The following is a 21,412-nucleotide window of genomic DNA, read 5'->3' on the forward strand; positions in this document are numbered from 1 at the left end:
ATGACAAAGACAACCGTCCACACCATGAAGCGCTTCACATTGCCCTGCGGGCCAGGCTTGCGCGGCCTTGCTCGCCAATATCAGTTACAGGCAGCGGCGGTCTTCAGAGCCTGGGCTCGGGAAGGTGCGGGCAGATCCCCGATCCGGCGGACGGCGGCATAAAACCTTGGATAGTCGCCGGAGCACAAATCGAACAGGCGAAGAAATGCCGGAACCTGTTCGCCGTAGACAGCGGTCGCGGCGAGCTTGGCGTTGTTGATCGGGGCGGCGAACCAGGCATCGTATCCCCGATATCCGGCCCATTGCTTGTCGCGCATCCGCCGGTAGCGCACCCGCAGCCTGTCGATCGTGGCTGCCTTGGCAGCCGCCATCTTTTCCGGGGTACGTGGGCTACCATAGACTTGGCCCAACTCGTCCCGCGTTTTCGCGATCAGTCCGAGAAAATCGGCGCTACGCTTTCGATTGGCTTCGTAGCGGCGCAACCCGGCGCGGTTGCCGGTGGCGCGAAGCCATTTCCGCACGCCGCTGGTTTCGACGGAAACCGCGAAAGCCTCGTTGAACGCGGAGTCGCCGTCGACATAGATTTTCTGATGCGCCAGCTCGTGAAAGACAAGGCTGGCGAGATAGGTGTCGTCCTGGCGAAGCATGGTGCTGAGCAGCGGGTCGCTGAACCAGCCCAGCGTGGAATATGCGGTGACGCCCGAAACGTAGACGTCGAGCCCCTGTCGTCGCAGTTCGACAGCACTTTCAGCCGCGGATTTCCGCGAAAAGTAGCCTCGGTACGGAACGCAGCCGAAGACCGGAAAACACCATGTAATTGGAGTCAGCGAGAATTGCGGCGCGGCAAAAACCGCATACGTCACATCGTCCCGACCGATGTCGACATAGCTGCGGTAGCTGCTGTTTTCGGGCAGCGCCAGTTCATCCGTGGCAAAGCGGCGTATGGCACTCGCCGACGTCAGCCTGGCGCGCAACGCCTCGGGTGTCGAAGGATCGCGGATCAGCCTCCCGACACTTTTCCGCGCCGCCATGATCCGTACATGGCCCTCCACCGACTGCGCATAATAGGAAATGCTGGTGCACCCGGTGATGGCGGACGCCACGATAACGGCGGCAAGCCATCGAAAAACCCGCTTCCTGCCCACTGCTTGCTTGTCTCCCCATGAAACGAAATGGGACATTCGTGCTACGAACTACCCGCCGGTCGCCGGGCATGGAATGCAGGCAAGAAGGTCGGAACGAAACGCCCTCTGAAACCTCGACAGATATGGGCGATTCGCTTCTTTTTCGATCGGGAGCGGCGTCTGCGAGACAGAGCGCTCTTCGATTTGGCGATCGACAGCAAGTTGCGCGGTTGCGACCTCGTCAAGATCAAAATAGGCAACCTTGTTGCCGGGCAGGATATCCGAACTCGCGCGATGCTCATCCAAAAGAAGACCGGCCGAGGCTGGCTGAGATCCGGGACGTTGCGAGCTAGATACGTGCCGGCGTCCGAAGGTTTGCCAGACGTCTTGCCGTCCGAGAAAGCTCATTTTTCCTCCTCAACGCGCTGCAGGATCGAGCGATAACGGTCGAGTACGGCAGGGTCTTCGTGGACCACCTCTTCTGTCAGAATGTCGTCCAGGGAATTTCCTACATGCCGGGAACAGGATGACCTTACGCGCGCGAGAGCTCCCCCGGCCTGCGCGGTTTCGCCCAGTTCTGCATGGCAGATGGCGACGTAGACAAGCGACCATGAGTGCAGGGTTGGCATTTTGGCGAAGCTGGCCAACCCCTCGCGGTAGCGTCCTGCGTTCGTGAGTATGATACCGAGCACATCATTAAACCATCCTACTGCGAACGGGTCGCGGCGCCGGGCCTGCTCCAGTTCGCGAAGCGCAGCATCGTACTTGCCGACGTAGTTGAGTAGAAGAGCGTTGTAGATGAGTATGAACGGATCGTTCGGATTGAGGGAGACGGCACGGTCGAGACTAGTTTCGGCTTCTCGGAATCGGCGCAGGAACATCGAGGCGAAACCGTTGGCGAGATGCGCGTAGGCCTCTTCGGAATCGAGTTGCAGGGCGGCTTTCGCCGTCCGTAGCCCAACCTCGACATCGTTGATGTCGTTGGACCAGAAGTATTTGATCGTCTCGACAAAGCTGAGCATGCCGAGCGCCCCTGCGAAGTCGGGATCGAGCTTGACCGCAATGCCCAGGAACGGCGCCGCTTGGACTGCCGTTTCAAGCTGGCTGACAAGCTGGAGCGCCCGAAGGTAGTTTTCGTACGCGGAGACATTTCCGGTCGGGTGAGCCCTGGCGCGCGATGCTATCGCCGTTCTGGCCTGTCGCGCCAGCCGAGCCGCGATCATCTGGGTGATGTCGTCCTGGATGGCGAAAATGTCATCGAGCTGGCGGTCGTAGTGCTCGCCCCATACATGAGCCATGGAAGCTGCGTCCGTCAGCTGCACGCTGACCCTGATGCGGCTACCGATTTTCCGAACACTGCCTTCCACGACATACTGGACACCAAGCCTCATCGCGACCTCGGCGAGGTCCCCCTTCTTACCACGAACGCGGAAGGACGAATTCCGCCCGATGACCAGGAATTCCCTGAATTTGCCGAGCTGCGCGATGATGTCTTCAGTAATCCCGTCGCTAAAATAGTCCTGCTCGGGATCGCCGCTCATGTTGTCGAAGGGAAGAACGGCGATGGAGGGTCTGGCTTGCATCGAAGCCGGGTCGGTCGCCGCAGAGGGCTTGGGACCAGCATACTTGTAGCCGCGACCATGCACCGTCACGATCATTTCAACGGGCAGCAGTTTTCGCAGCGCGGAAACATGGACCTGGAGCGTATTCTCCTCCACCACCAAGCCGGGCCAGGCGGCATCGAAGAGTTCGGCCTTGCCGATCACCTCGTCCGGCCGGTCCAACAACGCCGCTAGGATGTCAAAGGATCGCGCCGAAAGCTCGACCGGTCCCGTGGGTCCAAGCAGCAGCCGCTCGGTACGTTTCAGGCGAAAGTTGCCGAATTCCACGTCCATCACCAAAGACCTGTCGCTTCAGGGCAAGATAGCTGAAGCAGGATAGCTGAAGACGGTCCTGATGGCGAACTTCAGGAGTGTTCAGGTTCGTTGAGGAGTCTTCAGGTCTCGGACAAGGACGCAGGCATGGAGCGGTGTCATCCTTAGCGCTGCAGGAGAACCCATGACCGACATTTCGACTGATCCCCAAGTCCATTTTGGTTCAATAGTTATCCGGAGCACAGTCGTGGCTCGACGAAGCCTTCGAGGATCCCGAGCGTTACTGATTGCCATGGCATGTTTGGTCGGCGACGCATTCAGGATGGCCTACGTGGATCCCCTTGTCAGTCACGATCGCCAGCCCAAGATCGCGCCAGACAAAGATTTTGAAGGGCGGGACCCTACTTGGTGAAATGTTCGCGCCTATCGAAGAACGCAAGCTATCCGCAATCTTTGCAAGGCAGCAGACGAACCGCTCTCTGGCCCGATCGTGCGGACAGGTGAACGTGCTAGCAGCAGCGGCTTTCTAGAACCGTACGTGACCATGGAACGATCGGGATGGTCGGTTGCTGCCGTTCGGTCACCGGTGATTGAATGGCAGCTATCTCACGGCCGATGCCCGAAAGCGGATTGTCCGGAACCAGCCCCCAAAGGCGACATCATGGGAATCCTGCCGCCGATGTTGGCGGATGTCCCCGCGTGCCGGATAGAAGGGAAATGACAACCAGCCTCGCACGTCACCCCAAACCCTTCGTCGACCGCTCCAGCGCATCCACCACCAAATCACAAAACTTTGCGTGATCCAGCGTCATCGCCACGCTGTGCAGGGGCCTTGTTTGTTTTGGGGTCGCCTGCCGGAGAATGGCAGCTTCGCGCGCCGTTTTCGGTGCGCAGGCTCAAGCTGCAGGGGCGATGATGGCAGGAACAATATCCGTGTTCTGAGCCACCTTGATGCGCCATCCCGACCGCCCTTCTTGGACGATCAGAAGCAATATGCCCTTCCTGATCCCGACCGGGGTTCCGTCCGGAGCAGATGCTCCCGTTAGGGTCCAACTGTAGTGAATGGAAGCAAGCCCCTGAGCCAATTCCACAACCGACGAGACATCGCCTTCCAGGCGGCTATCCCGAAACATGGTGTCATGAGTGGCTCGGTGCGCTGCTTCGATTTCGGACCGGTTCTTCCACCAGACACCTACGACGTTGACGAAATTAGCATCGGAAGCGAACAGAGATGCGAACTCATCCATGTCGTGCCGGTTCCAAGCGTTCGCAAAAGCGGCAGCGACATGCTCGGGCTTGCCGTTCGTCACGCTCATGACCCCACGCCTCCTGAATACTTCCGCTAACCATACAGGGGCCGGCAGCCGATGCGACCACTGCAAAAGTCAAATTTCAACTGAAACGCGGCATCGGATGCGGGATGCTGCTCGGCTTTCTCGGTGGTGAAAACGGTCGGGTCGATCATGGCCGCCACGCAGCACGCTGAGCGGCAGGTTCCGCAATGGACTGACGGCCACAGGCCTTCTACCACTTGACCCGCAAACCGAGCGAACCCGTCAGTGCATGGCTGTCACCGAAGTTCTCCAACCCCGTGCGGGCGACAGCTTCGCCAAAGACGGAGAACTTGTCGTCGGCCCAGTTGATCGTGCCGCCGATGCCGAGACCGCCCCATAGCCGCTCGTTTCGGCTTGAGAGGGTACTGCCGGCCAGGTCGACCGACGAGCCGTCCTCGAAATCGTAATAAAGGTTGGCGATCGTGTAGACATTCGTGTGCCCGGTCCGGCCGCTGCGGTCCTGCCACTGTGACTGGTGGTCCAGCGACAGGCCGAGACGGCCAAGCAGGCTGTCGTTGCTGCCGGGAGCAACTCTTGCGCCGAAGGCGTCGGTGAACGCGTCGAGGTCGACGGACGACCAGGCAAGCTGCGCTTGCGGCGTCAGCGACCAGCTCGGGTCGAGCATGATACGCTTGCCCGCTTCGACGCCGAGTGCGTAGCCGACGCCGTTGTTACCATCGACCAGCCGCTGTCCGGCGGTCGCCGAGTCGAGATCGCTGTCATACCAGATCACCTGCGCCTGGCTGTCGAGGTAGAACCCTTCCGCGCCGTACCAGGTCAGCGAGCCTGAAACGCCGGTGCCGGTGCTGTCGATCGACCCGCCGCCGAATAGCGACGAGACATCGGCTGATACGGTGCCGTACTGGAAAGCGACACCGCCGATGAGCTGACCGGCGGCGGTGTCGGAAAGGAGCATGTCTGCGCCAGTCTGAAGCTTCCAGGTCGAAGTGTCGTAAGTCGTCCCGGTTGTGGAGTTTTCCGGATCGTAGGAGCCGCTGGTGCCCTCGATCCTGCCCCACAGGCCGATGCCTGCCTCGGCCCTCACATCGTCGGAAACCCCGTCGGCGCCTTGCGCTTCCACGGTCCACGACCGGTTGCCGAGTCGCTGCTGGAGCGTGCCTAGCTGGTTGAACGTCTGCAGCGCACCCGCATAGGCCTCGTACAGCGGTGCGCCGGCCTGATAGAGCGGCGTTCCGGGTCCACCGCCATCGATCAGGGCGGAACGCAGATACCAGTCGCCGTCGCCGGGTGTGCTCGTGCCGCCCTGGTAGAGCCGGTAGGCATAGGCGCCGCCGACCACCGCCTGATCGCCTTCGAAGGTGTAGTTGCCCTTTAGCGAGAAGCTGCCATTCGAGACGCCGCCGACATCGACGATCTTGATGCCTTCGACCGTCTGCGCCCCGCCGCCGCCGAGATTGACGACCTGGAGCGTGCCCGTGCCTGACGTACCCCCGGCGATAACCATCATGTTGGTTTGTGAGTTGTCTGCACCCAGGGCGGTGCCGATGAGAATATTGCCCCCATTGCCGACATAGTCGCCGCTGACGGTCAGCTTGCTTCCAAGACTGCCGGCAATGCCCACCGTTCCGGCGTTGGTCAGCCCTGCGGTCGTCTGCGAGGTGCCGGCGAGATCGAGCGTCGCGCCCGAGGCGACCGAGAACTGCGAAGCGGAACTGAACGCGTTGGCCGCGCCCGCGGCGAGCGTGCCGCCATTGACCAAAGTGGCGCCGGCGAAAGCCGAGTTGTCCGAGGTCAGAACCACTGTTCCCAAGCCGTCCTTGACGAAATTTCCGGCGCCCGAGAGCGCGCCGGCATAGCTCGCATTGGCGGTCTGGTCGAAGGTGAACGAGGCGCCGGCGCCGATCGAGACATCGCCGCCGAAGCGCTCGGCCGCCGCGACGAGGCCGCCTTGGTCGATGGTCCAGTCCAGCAGCGACGTGCCTGAAAGGGTCAGCGTGCCGGCACCATCCTTCACCATCGCGCCGGTGCCGGAGATATCGCCGGCAAAGCTGGCGTCCATCGACTGGTCGAAGACGACCGTGCCGGCATTGCCGATGTCGCCCCGGATCGAGGCTGCATTGCCGACAAGCGTGCCGGCATTGACGATGTTGCCGCCCGTGTAGCTGTTGGATAAGTTGATGACATTGAGGGTACCCAAGCCGTGCTTGACCAGCGTGCCGGCGCCGGTCACCTGCCCGGTAAGGTCCAGTTGCGTGCCTCCGGCCGTTTCAAAGCCGCCATTGCCATTGAGCTGGACATTGCGGGCAGTGGAAAAGCTGGCGGTCGTGCGCAACGTGCCGCCGCCGAAACTGAGATTGCCCGAAGTCGCGCCGAGATTGCCGTCGGCGGCCACTTGAAGTGTCCCGGCGTTGATCACCGTGCCGCCGCTATAGGTGTTGGCGCCGGTCAGGATCGTCGTTCCGCTGCCGATCTGGCTGACCGAGCCAGTGCCGCTGATAACGCCGCCATAGGTCAGCGCATCGCTGCGGTTGAAGGCGAGCATGCCGGCGTTGGTGACGTCGCCGATGATCGAGCCGCTGGTGCCACCATTTCCCAGTTGCAGCGTGCCTTGCTGGATATCCCAGTTGGTGGTCGCCGTGTTGTCGGCCGTCAGTGCCCAGGTGCCGCTGCCGGTCTTCTCGAAAATATCGAAGTTGCGATACTGCCCGGCGGCGCCAATCGAACCATCCAGGACAGAGAAGCCGGTTCCGTTGAGCCGGAGGCGGTCGGTGGTCGCCGTGGCGTTCGCCACCACATTGCCGAAAATCTGCGAGCCGTCCTGGAGCTCGAGGTTGATTACGCCCGTCGTCGGCGTGACGCTCGAAATCCAGCCGATTGCGTTAGCGCCGGCACCGGCCCGGATCACGCCGCTGTTGACAATATCGAGTGAGACGGTAGCGCCGTTGGCTGCGATAGCGCCCCCACCCGGGCCACCGCTTTCGATGGTGCCGGTGTTGATGATCTGACCGGCGCCATTTCGAACGTAGACGCCAATGCCGCCGTTGCCGCTCGTAGCCGGCCCACCGCGGATGGTGCCGTGATTGGTCAAGCTCGCGACAGCGCCCGGGCCGCCGAAATCGACGCCCGAACCGCCGGATCCTGAAGGCCCGGTTCCGCCTTGAACCAAGCCCATATTGATCACCGCGGCCCCAGTCCGGATCTGCAGGCCCGCTGATGAAGTGCCGCCATCCGAGCCCTTGAACGTGCCCATCAGCGTCCGCACGGCGCCAGCGCCGGAAATTGCGACGCCGCTGCCCGGTGCGCCAAAGAGGGTGAAACCTTGCGTGTCGATCGTCAGCGGCTTAGTCGACGTCGGAAGGCTGGTGGACGACACGGTGAAGCTGCCGGTCAACGTGATCGTCGCGTTAGGATCAGGATCGGCATTCGCGGCGGTAATCGCGGCGCGAAGCGAGCCATCGCTGTTGGCGACGTAGTTGCCCGCGATCGCCTGGCGCGGCGCCACCCCGGCAACGACCAGCACTGCCAGGGAAGCCCCCGCCAAAAACCGGCCGCGCGCTGCAGTCAAAACCCCGCCGCGCGCGTGAACCCGTCCCACCATGCCTTCGCCCCTAATTCCAGATGCCCGAACGCAGCATGAATGCTACCGCCCGGCAATCCATCTATAGTCCAGAGGACTACCAAAACGCTAAGAATGTTGTGCAACTGCAACTATATAGCGGTGAGGACAAAATTTATATTTGTAGTATCTAAATTAGCCCATAAAACTATACAGGGGGGCGGGCCTGCGGTGGCATTGATCGAGGGATCGCTTGGCCGGCCCTCTCTGCCGGCAGACGTCTCGGCTTTCCAGACAATAGGGGTTGACATTATCCGCAAATGTCGCTTCACACGTAATGTTATTACATTAATAAATAGCATCGCAAAAACCGTTGCGGTGCGATCGATGGAAATCTACGGTGGGTGCGTGATGGTCCCCGCGCCGAAAGGCAAGGGGTGAAAAGGGAACACGGTGAGATCCCCGGAAAGGGGTCGAGACCGTGGCTGCCCCCGCAACTGTAAGCGGTGAGCAAGATCCGAAATGCCACTGGCCGGCAAGGCTGGGAAGGCAGGATCGAGCCGAGACCCGCGAGCCAGGAGACCTGCCATTACGGAGTTGACCGGACGGGGTGTGCCGGGAGGAGACGTGGACGTCGGTCTTGTCGGCCGGCTCGCCAACATCCTTCCGTCGCCAGTTTTGGAAAGTGACGGAAAGTTGGACGGCGCCATCGATCCCATTCATCTCATTCACCGCATCATCGTGTGCACGCTTTGCCGCGACGTCCCGAGTGGGATCAGGTCGGGCGAAAGCTTGTACATCCTGCGCTCCCGGCTCTCGGCCCCTGCGGTGGCGCAAGGCTTCACGGTCGAGGGCGTCGAGTGCATGGCGGGCTGCGCGCGGCCGCTGACGGTGGCCTTCCAGGCGCCGGGCAAGGCCGCTTATCTGTTCGGGTCGATCGATGCGCAAGCCGATGCCGGCGATCTCGCGCAGTTCGCCAGCCTCTATGCCTCGCTCGCCGACGGCTGGTGCAACTCCGGGCAACGTCCGCCGCGACTGGCCGGCAAGACCGTGGCCCGCATCCCGGGCACGCCTGCGGAGGGAAACCGATGACGCCGCTTCTCGAAGCGCGCGATCTGGGCGCGACGGCGAACGGCCGGGACCTGGTCCTGTCGGTCAGCCTGTCGGTGGCATCGGGCGATCGGCTCGCCATCATCGGCCCCAACGGCGCCGGCAAGACCACGCTGCTGCGCATGCTGTCGGGCATGCTCAGGCCCAGTTCCGGGGAGGTGAAGCTTGGCGGCCGGCGCCTGGACAGGATTTCGGCCGCCGAGCGCGCGCTGCACATCGCCGTCGTCGGCCAGACCGACCAGCCGGATCCGCGGCTCGCGGTAATCGACTATGTCGAACTTGGCCGCGTCCCGCATGCCGGCTTGAGGCGCAGGAGCGAGGAACGCGACATCGTCGTTGACGCGCTGCGCCGGACCGGCCTGTTGCCGCTGCTTGGCCGCACCATCGGCTCGCTGTCGGGCGGCGAGCGCCAACGCTCCCAGCTTGCCCGCGCCGTCGCACAGCAACCGAAGGTGTTGTTCCTCGACGAGCCGACCAACCATCTCGATCCGCGCGCCCGTGGCGAATTGCTCGAACTCGTCGCCGGCTTCGGCATGACGGTGATCGCGGTGCTGCACGATCTGGCGTTGGTGGCACCCTTCGCCACCAGGGTCGCGGTGATGAACGAAGCCCGGCTGCATGCGCTGGCGGCACCGCGCGAAGCACTCACCCAACAGCTGATCCGCGAGATCTTCGGCGTCGATGTGTTTCGCCTGCGCCATCCGACCGAAGACCGGGAACTGACGGTGTTCGACGTTCCGAACCGCGCCGCGCCGTCTTCCTGATCGAAGACCATTCCTCATCCGACACTGTTCAGCCAAGGAGCAAAATCCGTGAAACGTCTCGCTATGTCGCTCTTCTTCTCGCTGCTGGCCTCGACGGCCTTCGCCTTTCCCGTCACCGTCGACAGCTGCGGCAAGCCGCTGACCTTCGACGCGCCGCCCAAGCGCGCCGTCATCCAGGATCTCAACATGGCCGAGATGGCCTTCGCGCTGAAGCTGCAGCCGTCGATCGTCGGCCTGACCGGCATCACCGGATGGTACAAGGTCGGTCCCGAATTCAAGGCCGAGCAGGGCTCCATCCCGGAACTGGCGCCAAAATACCCGACGCTCGAAAACCTGGTCGCCGCCGAGCCCGATTTCTTTTTTGCCGGCTGGTACTACGGCATGAAGCCGGGTGGCGAGGTGACGCCCGACACGCTGGCTCCGCACGGCATCAAGACGCTTGTGCTGACCGAAAGCTGCGTCCATCTCGACAAGAGCAGGTCCGCCGCCTCGATGGACCTGCTCTATGGCGACGTCGAAAAGCTGGGCAAGATCTTCGGCAAGGAAGCCGACGCGGAAAAGCTCGTCTCCGGCTGGAAGGCACAACTGGCCGATATCACCGCGAAAGTCGGCAGCGCCAAGGGAACGCGGGTGTTCCTCTACGATTCCGGCGAGGACAAGCCGTTCACCGCCGGGAAATTCGCCATCCCCAGCGCCATGATCACGGCGGCCGGCGGCGACAACATCATGGCCGACATGGACACCAGCTGGGGCAACACGGACTGGGAAACGGTGGCGTCGCGCAACCCGCAATTCCTCATCCTGCTCGACTACCAGGATGGCGGCGGCTACAGGAAGCTGCTCGATTTCCTTAAAGAACACCCGGCGATGAAGGAGACGGACGCGGTCAAAAACGAGCGCTTCGTGGCGCTGCGCTATGCCGAACTGACGCCCGGACCGGCAAACATCGAGGCGATCGGCAAGATCGCCAGGGCGATGCATCCGGAAGCGTTCTGATGCATCTTGCGCTTACGCATAAATCCGGCGCGCTTTCGGGGCACAAGGCATTCACGCTGGCCATGGCGGCGGGCGCGGTGGCGATGGCGGCCCTGGTGCTGCTGTCGATCGCCTATGGGTCGACGCTGATACCGATGAGGGATGTCATTGCCGCACTTGGCCATGCCATCGGGCTGGAGGAACATTCGGTATCGGGCCCGATCGGCAAGATCGTCGTCGATCTCAGGTTGCCGCGTACGATCCTGGCGATCTGTGTCGGCGGGGGCCTGGGCATCGTCGGTGCGCTTTTGCAGACGGTGACTCGCAACGATCTAGCCGATCCTTTCCTGTTCGGCCTGTCGTCGGGAGCCGCGGCAGGCGCGGTTTCCGTCATCACCGTCTTTGGCGACAGTTTCGGCACCTGGACCTTGCCGGTCGCGGCTTTCACCGGCGGCATACTGGCGGCCTGCATCGTCCTGCTGCTGGTCACGCGGGTGCGGGGGCAAGGCCCGGAACGGCTGATCCTCGCCGGCCTTGCCGTCTCCTTCATGTTCACGGCATTGACCAACTATTTGGTCTTTGCCGGAGACCAGCGCGCGGCCCATTCGGTGCTGTTCTGGACGATGGGCGGGCTTGGACTGGCGCGCTGGGACAATGTCTGGCTGGCTGCGGTGGGCGCCGGCACGATTGCGGTTTACGGGCTCTGGAACCATCGCCGGTTGGACGCTTTCCTGGCCGGTGAAAGTGCCGCCGAGAGCCTTGGCGTGCCGGTGGCGCGGATGCGCCGGGCGACATTTCTCGTCGCCGCCTTCTCGACGGCAATCCTGGTCTCCGTCGCCGGCGTCATCGGCTTTGTCGGGTTGATGATCCCGCATCTGTCGCGCCCGCTGGCCGGTCCCTTGCATCTGCGCCTGATCGCGAGCTGCGCGCTATTCGGGGCGGTGCTCTTGCTGGCAAGCGATCTCCTGGCCCGGACATTGCTGCCGCCGCAGGAACTGCCCATCGGCATCATCACCAGCTCGCTTGGCGCCTTCTTCGTCGTCACCATGGTCGTCCGGAACCGCGTGTGAAGGCAGCGTGTCCTGCTCAGTTCGGCTGTTTCCGGGGTCGCGTCGTTCACCTGGTGCTCGCGGCGCTGGTCCTGCCGCCCTAGGCGAAAGATAGGCCCGCTGCGGGAGCAACGGGCCATCAACTTGGGCCGCGGCGAATTGCCCGATCGCACGTCGGCATTGGGCAGTGGGCCTAGTGGCCCCTATCACCCGGCTTGTGGCCCGCGTCGCGCGTGTCAGCCATGGTCAGACTTGCCGTGATTCCGACGGCGGTGGAGCAGAGGACGACGATAGCCAGAACCCTGAATATTGCGCGTAGCATCTTACCCTCCTGTTCGCCGAAACCGGCCAATCCAGCGTCGGGAACGCCTGAATTATACTGCCTTTCTCAAGGGGAGTGACGACGCCCGGATACCGCAATCGGCCAGCCTGGCATGTCCTTTCGACGGAGTACGACGGCGCTTGCTGGGCAGCCGTGCCCGTCAGGATGGCGATTGCACCGGTCCCGCGCCGCTGCTGGCAGGCGAACTCCTGGCCCGGACTTTGCTGCCGCCGCAAGAACTGCCCATCGCAATCATCACCAGTTCGCTCGGCGCCTTCTTCGTCGTCGTCCGAAACCGCCTGTGAAAGCAGCAGGTTCTGGGCCCAGTTCGGCTGTTTCCGGAGGCGCCTCGTTCACCTGGCGCTAACCATGATCGCGTCGCACGACTGCCATGCACATTTGCCGGCTTTCAACTGCAATGTGGCGCTTGAATGGTAAGCACGCTTATTATATATACCGCTCATGGTTTCAGATGGCTTGGACAGATTGGGATTTTTGATCCACGACGTGCAGCGCTTGATGCGCAAGCGTTTCGAAACGCGCGCCAGCGGCCTTGGCCTGTCCTCGGCGCAATGGCGGCTGATGGTGCGCGTCGCCAAGGAAGCGGGCATCACGCAGGCGCGGCTCGCCGAACTGCTCGAGATCGAGCCGATCAGCGTTTCACGCCTTGTCGACCGGATGGAGGAGGGCGGCTGGATCGAACGCCGCGCCGACGCCGCCGATCGCCGCGTGCGCATGATTTTCCCGACCGCCAAGGCGAGTGCCGCCTATGCGGAGGTCAAGAGCCTGGCTGGCGAAGTCTATGAAGAATCGCTCGTCGGCGTTTCGCCGGAGGATCGTCGCGTCCTGATCAGGGCGCTCGACGCAATGGCACAGAATCTCGGCGACGGCGATTCGCCGTCCGACGAAAAGGTCAAGAATACAGAAGGCGCAGCAGCATGAATGCCGTAGCGAAGATAGACGAGAACGAGAGCACTCCCAAGGTGGAGATGGAAGCGCCGGCCAAGCCGGCCGCCACGCCCGTCGCGGCGGCCCCGGTGGTGCCGGAGCCGGCCCCGGCACCAAAGAAAAAGCGCGGCATCGGCCGCTCGCTCTTGATGTTTGCCTTGCCGGCGGCGCTGGCCATCGGCGGCGGCTATGTCTGGGTCACCGGCGGGCGCTACCAGGAGACGGAGAACGCCAACCTGCAGCAGGCCAAGGTGTCGATCGCCTCGGATACGGCTGGCCGCATCGTTAAGGTCGCCATATCCGACAACCAGCTGGTCAAGCAGGGCGATGTGCTGTTTGCCATCGACCCCGAGCCCTACCGCATCGCATTGGCCCAGGCCGACGCGGCGGTCGCGGTCGCACGCGTCGGTATCGAGCAGTTGCGCGCGGCCTACAGCCAGGCGACGGCGCAGCAAAAGTCGGATGCCAGCGAGGTCGCCTTCGCCCAGTCGCAATACGACCGCGCCGCAGACCTTGCCCAGAAGGGCATCAACGCCAAGTCGTCACTCGATCAGGCCAAGAACGATCTCGACAAGGCCAGGCAGCAGTTGGCGGTTGCCGAGCAGGGCATCATCAGCGCCAAGGCGGCACTTGCCGGCAATCCCGACATCGAGACCGACAAGCATCCGACAGTGATGGCGGCGCTCGCCGCGCGCGACAAGGCCGCCTACGACCTGGCGCAAACCACGGTCAGGGCGCCCGCCGATGGCGTCATCAGCCAGGCCTCCTCGTTCAAGGTCGGCCAGTATGTCGGTTCCGGCACGCCCTTGTTTGCGCTGGTCGAGACCGGTGACACCTGGATCGACGCCAATTTCAAGGAAACGCAGCTGACCCACATGAAGCCCGGCCAGAAGGCCGAGATCGTGGTCGACACCTATCCCGGCCGCACCTTCGAGGCGACGGTCAAGGCGATCGGCGCCGGCACCGGGGCAGAGTTTTCGCTGCTTCCGGCGCAGAACGCCACCGGCAACTGGGTCAAGGTCACGCAGCGCATTCCGGTGCGCCTGGAGCTGACGGATCCCGACGCCAAGATGGCGCTGCGCACCGGCATGAGCGCCGCCGTCACCGTCGACACCGGCGTGGCGCGTGGCTGGCCATCGATCTTCGGTCACGCCACGGCCGGCGAGACCGCGCAGTAGAGACAGCGAAGCCCGCGGGGACCAGGCGGGTGGAAGCGAACAGCAGGATTGGTCTGATGGGAGTGGTTGGAAGGATCAGCGTTTGGCCGAACCGCGTCGCGGCTTGCCCGAATTTTGAAACCTTCGACACGGACCCGTCGGTCCTCATGTTTCCGGGCGGCAGACATCCGCTCATCGGAGACTTCGGTCGATGTAACCCCCACATCGACAAATCGCGTCCCACCGCGATGAGGGTCTCTCAACGGAAGGCATTGCCGCCCGGAAACCCGTTGTACACGTTTTTGTTACCGGCTGGAAGTTCAACGCCATGAGCACGCCCGAACCTTTCAAGGAAGTGCCGCATCGCGGCCTGATCACGGTCGCGCTGATGCTGGCGACGATCATGCAGGCGCTTGACACCACGATCGCCAACGTCGCGCTGCCGACCATGACCGGCGATCTCGGCGCCTCGCCCGACAACATCAACTGGGTGCTGACCTCCTACATCGTGGCCGCCGCCATCATGACGCCGGTGACCGGCTGGCTCGCCGACCGCTTCGGCCGCAAGGAACTGTTCCTGGGGGCGGTTGTCGGCTTCACCGTGTTTTCGATGCTGTGCGGTATCGCCTGGAGCCTGGAGAGCATAGTGTTCTTCCGTCTGATGCAGGGCGTGTTCGGCGCCGCCATCGTGCCGCTGTCGCAGACCTTCCTGCTCGACATCAATCCCAGGGAACGCCACGGCCAGGCGATGGCCATCTGGGGCGCCGGCATCATGCTGGGGCCGATCCTGGGCCCGACGCTGGGTGGCTGGCTGACCGAGAATTTCAACTGGCGCTGGGTGTTCTTTATCAATTTGCCGGTCGGTATCATCGCCTTCCTGGGCATGGCCGCCTATCTGCCGGCAGTTGCCCGGCGGGTGCGCAGCTTCGATTTCTTCGGCTTTGCCATGCTATCGCTGGGCGTCGGTGCGCTGCAGCTGCTGCTCGATCGCGGCGGCGAGGTCGACTGGTTTTCGTCGGTCGAAATCTGGATCGAGCTTGCTCTTTCGATCACCGGCTTCTGGGTGTTCATCATTCACACGGTGACGGCGGAACGTCCTTTCATCGATCCCAAGATCTTCCTCGACCGCAATTTCGTGACCGGGCTCGCCTTCATCTTCGTGATGGGCGTGCTGATCCTCGCCTCGATGTCGTTGCTGCCGCCAATGCTGTCGACCATCTTCGGCTATCCGACCGTCACCATCGGCATCGTCCTGGGGCCGCGCGGTGTCGGCACGATGATTTCGATGCTCGTCGTCGGGCGGCTCATGAACAGGATCGACGCCAGGATCCTGGTCGTCATCGGCTTTCTCTTGACCGCGCAGTCGCTCTACACCATGTCCAGCTTCACGCCCCAGATGGACAACTGGCTGATCCTCAGCTCCGGCGTCATCCAGGGCCTGGGCATGGGAATGGTGTTCGTGCCGCTGTCGACGGTAGCCTTCGCCACGCTCGACGTGCGCTTCCGCACCGATGCCACCGCTTTGTTCAGCCTGGTGCGCAACCTCGGTTCGTCCATCGGCGTGTCGGTGGTGACGGTCTTGATGGTGCGCAACACGCAGGTCAATCACACCGAGCTTTCGGCGTTCATCAACCCGTTCAATCCCAATCTCTGGGCGGTCTCGCCGGCGGCTGCGGGCGGCGATCCGATGGCGCTGTCGGAGGTCGATCGCATGGTCAACCTCCAGGCCATGATGATCTCCTACGTCAACGACTTCAAGATACTGATGATGATGACGCTGCTGGCCATCCCGTTTGTCGTCCTGCTGCGCAAGCCGAAGGCCAGTCCGGCTGCCGGCGGCGCGCCTGCCGCACACATGGACTAGCGGGCCTTTGATGTCGAAACCCGAGGGGTCGCGATGACACAGGGGAAAAGTAACGAGATCATGGATTGCGACAATGCAGGCGGTATTGTCATCACGCAACGTTCAAAGACCGTATGGGTCGCAGTCGGAGTCAATCGAGGTCACGAGTACGAGGTGAAGGGGCGCTCCCCAAAGGCCGCGCTTGCGCTATGGATCGAAGCTGCCGGATACTTGGGGCGCGGTTCACTCGATTCATTCGATAAGAAGTAGCGCTGTCACGCGGTAGTGGAACGTCATTTGTCGGCAAGTTTCATCTACGGCAGCGTCCCTCACGCTGTCGGTCAAGGTCGCCAAGCCTCGGCCGGGCCCGCATCGCCCGAGTGGTGTGGGCCACGCTGTGGCCGAAGCCGACCGTACCCATTCGGACGAATTGACTGCACAAAGCTTCAGCAGCAATTTGCTCCTGTTAGGGCAGATATGCCCCCAACTCCAAGCCTGCCCTGACAGGAGCTCGCTGGTTTCACGGCTGGCGAGCTTTCTGATCATTTGCTTTATTAGAGGCATCTCAGCGATTCGGGGTCACTGTTGATCGGCGGCACGAGCATGGTTTCATACGTCAGACAGCGACTTGCGGAAATCCAAGCCGACCCTGCTCTGCGGCGTCGGCCGGCCAAGCCCCTTAGCTTCCAGAAACAGGCGGTTGTGGTGGCGAAGTTTCTGGCCGCCTTGGCGCACGAGAAGCGCCTCTTGACCTGCATTCATCTGATGGACGGCGAGAGAACGGTGACGGACCTGCTCGCGCGCGTGGGCGGGACCCAGCACTCCCTCTCGCAGCACCTGGGCATGCTTGTTGAAATGGGGATAGTTGAAAGTCGGGCCGAAGGCCGGTGGCGGTACTATTCCTGCAAATCGGAAGCCGCCAAGGATGTCATCAGAGTGCTTGATCTTCTGGCCTGGAACAATGCGCTTCCTGCGCCCCCGTCTGGTGCGCTAGAGCGACCTTGAAGTATCGGACGCGGGCTTTCACTGTCTCACCATAGGCAATCTCGGCACGACATTTGCTTCTCCCACTCCAGCATGGGTCCCAACGGCCCGTGTAGTCCCAGAATCCCAGGGACGCCCGCCGCTGCCGTGAATGGGGCGGCGGGATTTGCGTTTCGGTATTCCTGATGCTTGACGACGGCCGTTTCACCGCCGTCCGCAACTGCAATCTGTCGACCGTTGCGACAAAGGCTATCCAACCTCGGATCGCGAGACCCATATTTCTCTCGCCTGAATTAGGGTGTACTAATGCTTTGTTGGGGAATAACTTGGGGCTGAGGGATTTGTGCAACAAATACGCGCAAAGATTTTCGAGTGGGCGAACAGTCGCGGCATCTCAATCAAACAACGCTCAAAAACGGTATGGACTGCGGCAGGAAGCTATCGAGGCCGCAATTTTGAAGTTAAGGGCCGTTCGGCAACAATCGCGCTCGCACTGTGGATAGAGGGCTCTCGGTACAAAGGGCCACGGGCTTGAGGCCGTTCTTCGCAGCGATGCGGTAGATCCCATGTTCCATATGTTGTTAACGATCGATTTGGCTCGCCGCCGAGCCGGCAATCCAGTCAGCCTGAGCTGACTGTTGCTCAGCTTCGGAGACAACAGTTGACAGTTTTCGAACTTGAGCGCCGAGTCTCCCGCGCGAATTATCGCACGACTGCTCAAAGGGAGGACCGTACATGGAACACCTTAATCGCAGATCAGCCCTTAAATTTGGTCTCGCTGCGACCGCCGCGACCCCCGTATTTTCATTAGCAGCGCCGGCGGAGGCGGCAGCTCCCAGCTATAGCGTCACTGATGGTATGGACATGGGACACGGACGACGGATGGTGGAAGTCGGGGAGCAGGAGTCACAGATCAGTGCTTACAAGAGCATCAAGATAATCGATGTGATCTATCAACCCGGAGCTTCCGATCCGGACGACCAGCCTATGATGGACATGGACATGATCTGCCACATCATTGCCGGTGAGTTCAAAATCGAGAAGAAAGGTATTCCGGCCTATACCGTCAAAGACGGCGGCCTCTACAGCTGCGGCAAGGGAAAGTCGGATAAAGCCACCAACATCAGCAACGTGGTTGGCATCCATCGAATTGCACTCTTGATCCCAGCTTAAGATCTGCGACGACGCATTCGCCACGGTGGCGACTTTGTCGCCGAGCCGTCCGTGTGGCGGTGGCAAGCTGCCACACGGCAGGCGTTATGGGTGTGCAAGATGAGGAAGCGGTTGCTGGAACGTAACGCAGTCGGGATTAAGCGGGATAGAGATCGATGAGGAAGTTGACAGCCTCTACCGCGCCCTCCTGGAAGCCAGTGATGTCGTTCCGGCATGGAGCGCGCTAACACGACGTAAGGAAAGTAGGATAGCCGGGAAGCTCTACCTGCCCAGAACCAGCGCCCAATAGCGCAGGTTAGGGTCACGCCCGTCGCGGACATAGGCGAGCCCGAAGCGGCTGAAATCCGGATCGAGTATGTTGCGCCGGTGGCCCTGCGAATGCATCCAGATGTCGAACAGTTTTTGCTGGTCGAAGCGGCCTTCGGCGATGTTCTCGGCCGCGGCCCCCCGCACTCCGTTGTCCTTCATACGCGAGGCAAAATCCTTGCCCCAGCCCGTGGTGTGGCTCATGCGCTCCCGCGACGCCATATAACCGGCCTGCTGCAGCGCTGACTGCTCCAGCTGAGCATCGGGGACGAGCGGCCCGAGCCCCGCGGTGGCGCGCAGGCTTGCCAGCGTGCCGGTCGCGGAGGACGAGACACCCGCACCTTGCCCGGTCGGCAGCGAAACAGTGCCGCAGGCGGCAAGGCCGGCCAGGGCCGCGAGACCGATCAGAAGGGCACGCCTGCTTCGGCGCGGTTCGACGGCGGAATGGGAATGAGCAGCAGTGGTCATTCCTGCCTGAATAGTCGCGATCGTGGCTTTTGACGGGCAAGCGGCGAAAATTTCGTGCCGCCGCCCTTTGCGCCAATCGGTTTCCTGCCAATCCTTAGGGACAACGAGGCGGCCTGGGGCCGCGGGCCTATGCAGTCTTCCGCCGCGATTGGCTCACGCTCAGCCACACCGCCGAAACCAGGAAGTAGAAGGCGCCTACCGCGGCATAGCCGGCCACGTTGGTGATGGAGGGCGGCATCGGCATCCGCGCCTGGATGATGAAAAACGTGCCCGCCAGCGCTGATTGCCCGCCGCTCAGGATCATCGCCCACTGCGCGCCAAAACGCTTCCAACGGCGGACGGCGGTGCCGAGCTGAAGCAGGCCGGACAGGATCGCCCATACACCGAACACGCCGAGCACCCAATTCATGCTCATCGTCAGCGCGAGCACCACCGCGAGCGCTGTCGCCAGGCTGGCCAGGACGTTGATGGCCTGCGTGCGATTGCGTCCTAATCCTCCACTGCGCGATGCGTCGACAAAATTGGCCAGCGCATCCCATGCGGGATAAGCCACGAGCAGAACCGCGGCGACCGCCAAGGAATGCTGTCCCACCGTGAAGGCAGCCGCCACCCAGGCCGCCGAGAATGCCGTCCGGGCGAAGTAGTAGAGTTTGAGCCATTGTTCCTCGCTGGCGCGGGAAAGATCGCCACTGTGAACCGTCATTGGATTGTCCTTTCGACTAGTAGGTAGGGAATTGCGACGAGCGTCGCGGAGTAATTTGCGTTGTGGTGTTTGAGACCTAGGACCGTATCTGGAGGGTAGCGAGCCGCTCCAGGAGCGGGCCCGTCACGGCGCCGAATATCTTCGGATCGCCATAGGCCCGCGCCGAAAGCATCGCGCCGTGAACCGTCGCCATGAACGCTTCGGCCTCTGCGCGAGGGGTGGTCATCAGGTGCAGCTGGCCATGCCGCCCCCCGCGCTCCAGCACGGATGTCAGCCACGCCGACAGGGAGCGGAAATGGGCGCGGACCTCCAGGCCAACTTCCTCGGGCAGGACCGGTAGTTGGCCTGCCAGCAGCGCGCAGACGCAGAATGGAGCGCTGGCGTCCGCGATACAGGCTTCCCAGTACCCAACATAGAGCCGAAGCTGTTCGAGCGGGTCGGAGACCTGCAATTCGAGGTTAGCCATCCCGGCATCGGCTTCTTCCCGATACCGCGCAACCAGCGTGCGGACCAAGTCGACCTTGCTTGGGAAATGGTGATGGATGCTCGCCTTGCGAATCCCGACGACATCGGCGATGTCGGCATAACTGAAACCGTTGTAGCCGCCAGCGACGATCAGGGAACGCGCGCAAGCCAGGATGTCGTCGGAGGTCGTAGACAGGTTGCTCACGGCCCTAATCTACCTTCTGGTAGGATGGTCGTCAAGTGGACTAGCCTGGGTGATGGAGAGCACAATCTTGTGATGCTGTATCCAAGACCATCGATTTGGCGACAAGACCTGGCAAATCGGCTATGCTGCCACATCTACTAGTGGCAGCTGCGGGCGGCCTCACGGCGGTGACCGCCCCCGATTAACGGAGGGAAGGTTATGGCCAACTTTCATGTCATGGCGGACGCGCGTGGAATGCATGTGCAGCCCGCGGTGCGCCACATCACCACCTCGGATCTCTGGGACGCGTTGCGGCTCGGCGCTGAGGATTTCTGGGCAAAACCGTCCCACTATGTGTTCCTGTGCCTGATCTACCCGATCGTCGGCCTGATCCTCACCCAGTGGTCGTCGGGCTCCAATGCCATCCAGCTCGTCTATCCCTTGATGTCGGGCTTTGCATTGGTCGGCCCGTTCGCCGCCATCGGCCTTTACGAGATCAGCCGCCGGCGCGAACTCGGCATGAACACCAACTGGCGGCATGCCCTCGATGTCCGCCACTCCTCGGCACTGCCATCGATTGCGGTCATCGGCATCATGCTGTTCGCGCTGTTCCTGCTGTGGCTGTTCACGGCGCAGTCGATCTACACCAGCCAGTTCGGCGACCAGCCGCCGGCCTCCGTCGGCGCCTTCCTGCGCGACGTGCTGACGACCAGCAAGGGTTGGACGTTGATCCTCGCCGGCAATGCCGCGGGCTTCGTCTTCGCAGTGGTCGTGCTGGCCACCACGGTGATCGCCTTCCCGCTGTTGCTCGACCGCGATGTCGGCGCCGTTTCGGCAATCGAGACCTCGGCCCGCGCGGTCATGGCAAATCCGCTGCAAATGGCGCTGTGGGGCCTGATGGTCGCCGTGCTCCTCGTGATCGGCTCGATCCCGCTCTTTGCCGGCCTGGCCGTGGTCATGCCGATCCTTGGCCATGCCACCTGGCACCTCTACCGCAAGGTGATAGAGCCGGAGCGGACGCAGCAGATAAGGCGGCCGATGTAGGCAAGCCGGCGCCATCGCATGCAACGGCCGGGACCGCTTGGGAAGCTTTTCCGGCCGGTCTGCCTTGG

17 protein-coding genes, 2 pseudogenes and 1 riboswitch are annotated in these 21,412 nt (G+C 62.4%); of the genes and pseudogenes, 12 read left to right on the plus strand and 7 right to left on the minus strand.

Annotated features, from left to right (window positions below; translation table 11 throughout):
- Positions 1–80 precede the first annotated feature (80 nt).
- Positions 81–1,145 (minus strand): aminopeptidase, encoded by a 1,065-nt coding sequence (locus tag LB568_RS21985; protein ID WP_140571633.1) that lies wholly within the window; start codon positions 1,143–1,145, stop codon positions 81–83.
- Between the two features lie 27 nt (positions 1,146–1,172).
- Here LB568_RS21985 and LB568_RS21990 point away from each other — a divergent pair.
- Positions 1,173–1,445, plus strand: a pseudogene (locus LB568_RS21990) (integrase); the annotation flags it as partial.
- An 83-nt stretch (positions 1,446–1,528) separates the two neighbouring features.
- Here the strand turns inward: LB568_RS21990 and LB568_RS21995 are convergent.
- The 3 genes from LB568_RS21995 to LB568_RS22005 form a co-directional block, all read right to left on the minus strand.
- Positions 1,529–3,019 (minus strand): winged helix-turn-helix domain-containing tetratricopeptide repeat protein, encoded by a 1,491-nt coding sequence (locus LB568_RS21995; RefSeq protein ID WP_013896152.1) that lies wholly within the window; start codon positions 3,017–3,019, stop codon positions 1,529–1,531.
- Between the two features lie 875 nt (positions 3,020–3,894).
- Complete coding sequence (locus LB568_RS22000) at positions 3,895–4,314, minus strand: SgcJ/EcaC family oxidoreductase (RefSeq protein WP_013896151.1); 420 nt, start codon at positions 4,312–4,314, stop codon at positions 3,895–3,897.
- A 208-nt stretch (positions 4,315–4,522) separates the two neighbouring features.
- The gene (locus tag LB568_RS22005; RefSeq protein ID WP_224731186.1) at positions 4,523–7,891 is read right to left on the minus strand and encodes an autotransporter outer membrane beta-barrel domain-containing protein; all 3,369 of its coding nucleotides are present in this window, start codon (positions 7,889–7,891) and stop codon (positions 4,523–4,525) included.
- A gap of 353 nt (positions 7,892–8,244) precedes the next feature.
- Positions 8,245–8,455: riboswitch (cobalamin riboswitch) on the plus strand.
- Between the two features lie 21 nt (positions 8,456–8,476).
- On the opposite strand from LB568_RS22005, the gene LB568_RS22010 reads away from it, so the two are divergent.
- The 10 genes and pseudogenes from LB568_RS22010 to LB568_RS22055 all read left to right on the plus strand — a co-directional run bounded on the left by LB568_RS22010 (position 8,477) and on the right by LB568_RS22055 (position 18,174).
- On the plus strand, positions 8,477–8,941 hold the full coding sequence (locus tag LB568_RS22010; RefSeq protein ID WP_224731187.1) for a DUF1636 family protein: 465 nt from the start codon (positions 8,477–8,479) through the stop codon (positions 8,939–8,941).
- Entirely contained in the window at positions 8,938–9,723 is a 786-nt protein-coding gene (locus LB568_RS22015; protein WP_224731188.1) for an ABC transporter ATP-binding protein, read from the plus strand. The genes LB568_RS22010 and LB568_RS22015 overlap by 4 nt, the downstream gene beginning before the upstream one ends.
- 48 nt (positions 9,724–9,771) lie before the next feature.
- Entirely contained in the window at positions 9,772–10,719 is a 948-nt protein-coding gene (locus LB568_RS22020; protein WP_224731189.1) for an ABC transporter substrate-binding protein, read from the plus strand.
- Complete coding sequence (locus LB568_RS22025) at positions 10,719–11,768, plus strand: FecCD family ABC transporter permease (RefSeq protein ID WP_224731190.1); 1,050 nt, start codon at positions 10,719–10,721, stop codon at positions 11,766–11,768. The genes LB568_RS22020 and LB568_RS22025 overlap by 1 nt, the downstream gene beginning before the upstream one ends.
- Before the next feature lie 480 nt (positions 11,769–12,248).
- Positions 12,249–12,374, plus strand: a pseudogene (locus LB568_RS22030) (iron ABC transporter permease); the annotation flags it as partial.
- Positions 12,375–12,531: 157 nt separating this feature from the next.
- Entirely contained in the window at positions 12,532–13,011 is a 480-nt protein-coding gene (locus tag LB568_RS22035) for a MarR family winged helix-turn-helix transcriptional regulator (protein WP_013896145.1), read from the plus strand.
- Positions 13,008–14,195 (plus strand): HlyD family secretion protein, encoded by a 1,188-nt coding sequence (locus LB568_RS22040; protein ID WP_013896144.1) that lies wholly within the window; start codon positions 13,008–13,010, stop codon positions 14,193–14,195. Before LB568_RS22035 ends, LB568_RS22040 begins: the two co-directional genes overlap by 4 nt.
- Positions 14,196–14,502: 307 nt before the next feature.
- On the plus strand, positions 14,503–16,038 hold the full coding sequence (locus tag LB568_RS22045) for a DHA2 family efflux MFS transporter permease subunit (protein ID WP_013896143.1): 1,536 nt from the start codon (positions 14,503–14,505) through the stop codon (positions 16,036–16,038).
- Positions 16,039–16,602: 564 nt separating this feature from the next.
- Entirely contained in the window at positions 16,603–17,022 is a 420-nt protein-coding gene (locus tag LB568_RS22050) for an ArsR/SmtB family transcription factor (RefSeq protein ID WP_224731191.1), read from the plus strand.
- A 714-nt stretch (positions 17,023–17,736) separates the two neighbouring features.
- Positions 17,737–18,174: a hypothetical protein gene (locus tag LB568_RS22055; RefSeq protein WP_013896140.1), complete on the plus strand. Its 438-nt coding sequence runs from the start codon at positions 17,737–17,739 to the stop codon at positions 18,172–18,174.
- A 261-nt stretch (positions 18,175–18,435) separates the two neighbouring features.
- On the opposite strand, the gene LB568_RS22060 is transcribed toward LB568_RS22055, so the two are convergent.
- The 3 genes from LB568_RS22060 to LB568_RS22070 form a co-directional block, all read right to left on the minus strand.
- Positions 18,436–18,948 carry a CAP domain-containing protein gene (locus LB568_RS22060; protein WP_224731192.1) on the minus strand — a complete coding sequence of 171 codons (513 nt, stop codon included), beginning with the start codon at positions 18,946–18,948 and terminating at the stop codon, positions 18,436–18,438.
- 127 nt (positions 18,949–19,075) lie between these two features.
- Positions 19,076–19,651, minus strand: a complete 576-nt coding sequence (locus LB568_RS22065; RefSeq protein WP_224731193.1) for a DUF308 domain-containing protein — start codon at positions 19,649–19,651, stop codon at positions 19,076–19,078.
- A 76-nt stretch (positions 19,652–19,727) separates the two neighbouring features.
- Positions 19,728–20,321: a TetR/AcrR family transcriptional regulator gene (locus LB568_RS22070; protein WP_224731194.1), complete on the minus strand. Its 594-nt coding sequence runs from the start codon at positions 20,319–20,321 to the stop codon at positions 19,728–19,730.
- A gap of 198 nt (positions 20,322–20,519) precedes the next feature.
- Between LB568_RS22070 and LB568_RS22075 the strand changes: the two genes are divergently transcribed.
- Positions 20,520–21,344 (plus strand): DUF2189 domain-containing protein, encoded by an 825-nt coding sequence (locus LB568_RS22075; RefSeq protein ID WP_140780042.1) that lies wholly within the window; start codon positions 20,520–20,522, stop codon positions 21,342–21,344.
- Positions 21,345–21,412: the final 68 nt, after the last annotated feature.

This window comes from Mesorhizobium sp. B263B2A (assembly GCF_020165775.1).
GTDB lineage: Bacteria > Pseudomonadota > Alphaproteobacteria > Rhizobiales > Rhizobiaceae > Mesorhizobium > Mesorhizobium opportunistum.

What these genes read in the sequence shown, in the direction of transcription:
- LB568_RS22060 (WP_224731192.1), bottom strand. Translation starts at nt 18,948, where the DNA reads ATGACCACTGCTGCTCATTCCCATTCCGCCGTCGAACCGCGCCGAAGC.
- LB568_RS22015 (WP_224731188.1), top strand. Translation starts at nt 8,938, where the DNA reads ATGACGCCGCTTCTCGAAGCGCGCGATCTGGGCGCGACGGCGAACGGC.
- LB568_RS22065 (WP_224731193.1), bottom strand. Translation starts at nt 19,651, where the DNA reads ATGACGGTTCACAGTGGCGATCTTTCCCGCGCCAGCGAGGAACAATGG.
- LB568_RS22025 (WP_224731190.1), top strand. Translation starts at nt 10,719, where the DNA reads ATGCATCTTGCGCTTACGCATAAATCCGGCGCGCTTTCGGGGCACAAG.
- LB568_RS22040 (WP_013896144.1), top strand. Translation starts at nt 13,008, where the DNA reads ATGAATGCCGTAGCGAAGATAGACGAGAACGAGAGCACTCCCAAGGTG.
- LB568_RS22000 (WP_013896151.1), bottom strand. Translation starts at nt 4,314, where the DNA reads ATGAGCGTGACGAACGGCAAGCCCGAGCATGTCGCTGCCGCTTTTGCG.
- LB568_RS22055 (WP_013896140.1), top strand. Translation starts at nt 17,737, where the DNA reads ATGGAACACCTTAATCGCAGATCAGCCCTTAAATTTGGTCTCGCTGCG.
- LB568_RS22005 (WP_224731186.1), bottom strand. Translation starts at nt 7,891, where the DNA reads ATGGTGGGACGGGTTCACGCGCGCGGCGGGGTTTTGACTGCAGCGCGC.
- LB568_RS22075 (WP_140780042.1), top strand. Translation starts at nt 20,520, where the DNA reads ATGGCCAACTTTCATGTCATGGCGGACGCGCGTGGAATGCATGTGCAG.
- LB568_RS22045 (WP_013896143.1), top strand. Translation starts at nt 14,503, where the DNA reads ATGAGCACGCCCGAACCTTTCAAGGAAGTGCCGCATCGCGGCCTGATC.
- LB568_RS22035 (WP_013896145.1), top strand. Translation starts at nt 12,532, where the DNA reads ATGGTTTCAGATGGCTTGGACAGATTGGGATTTTTGATCCACGACGTG.
- LB568_RS21995 (WP_013896152.1), bottom strand. Translation starts at nt 3,019, where the DNA reads ATGGACGTGGAATTCGGCAACTTTCGCCTGAAACGTACCGAGCGGCTG.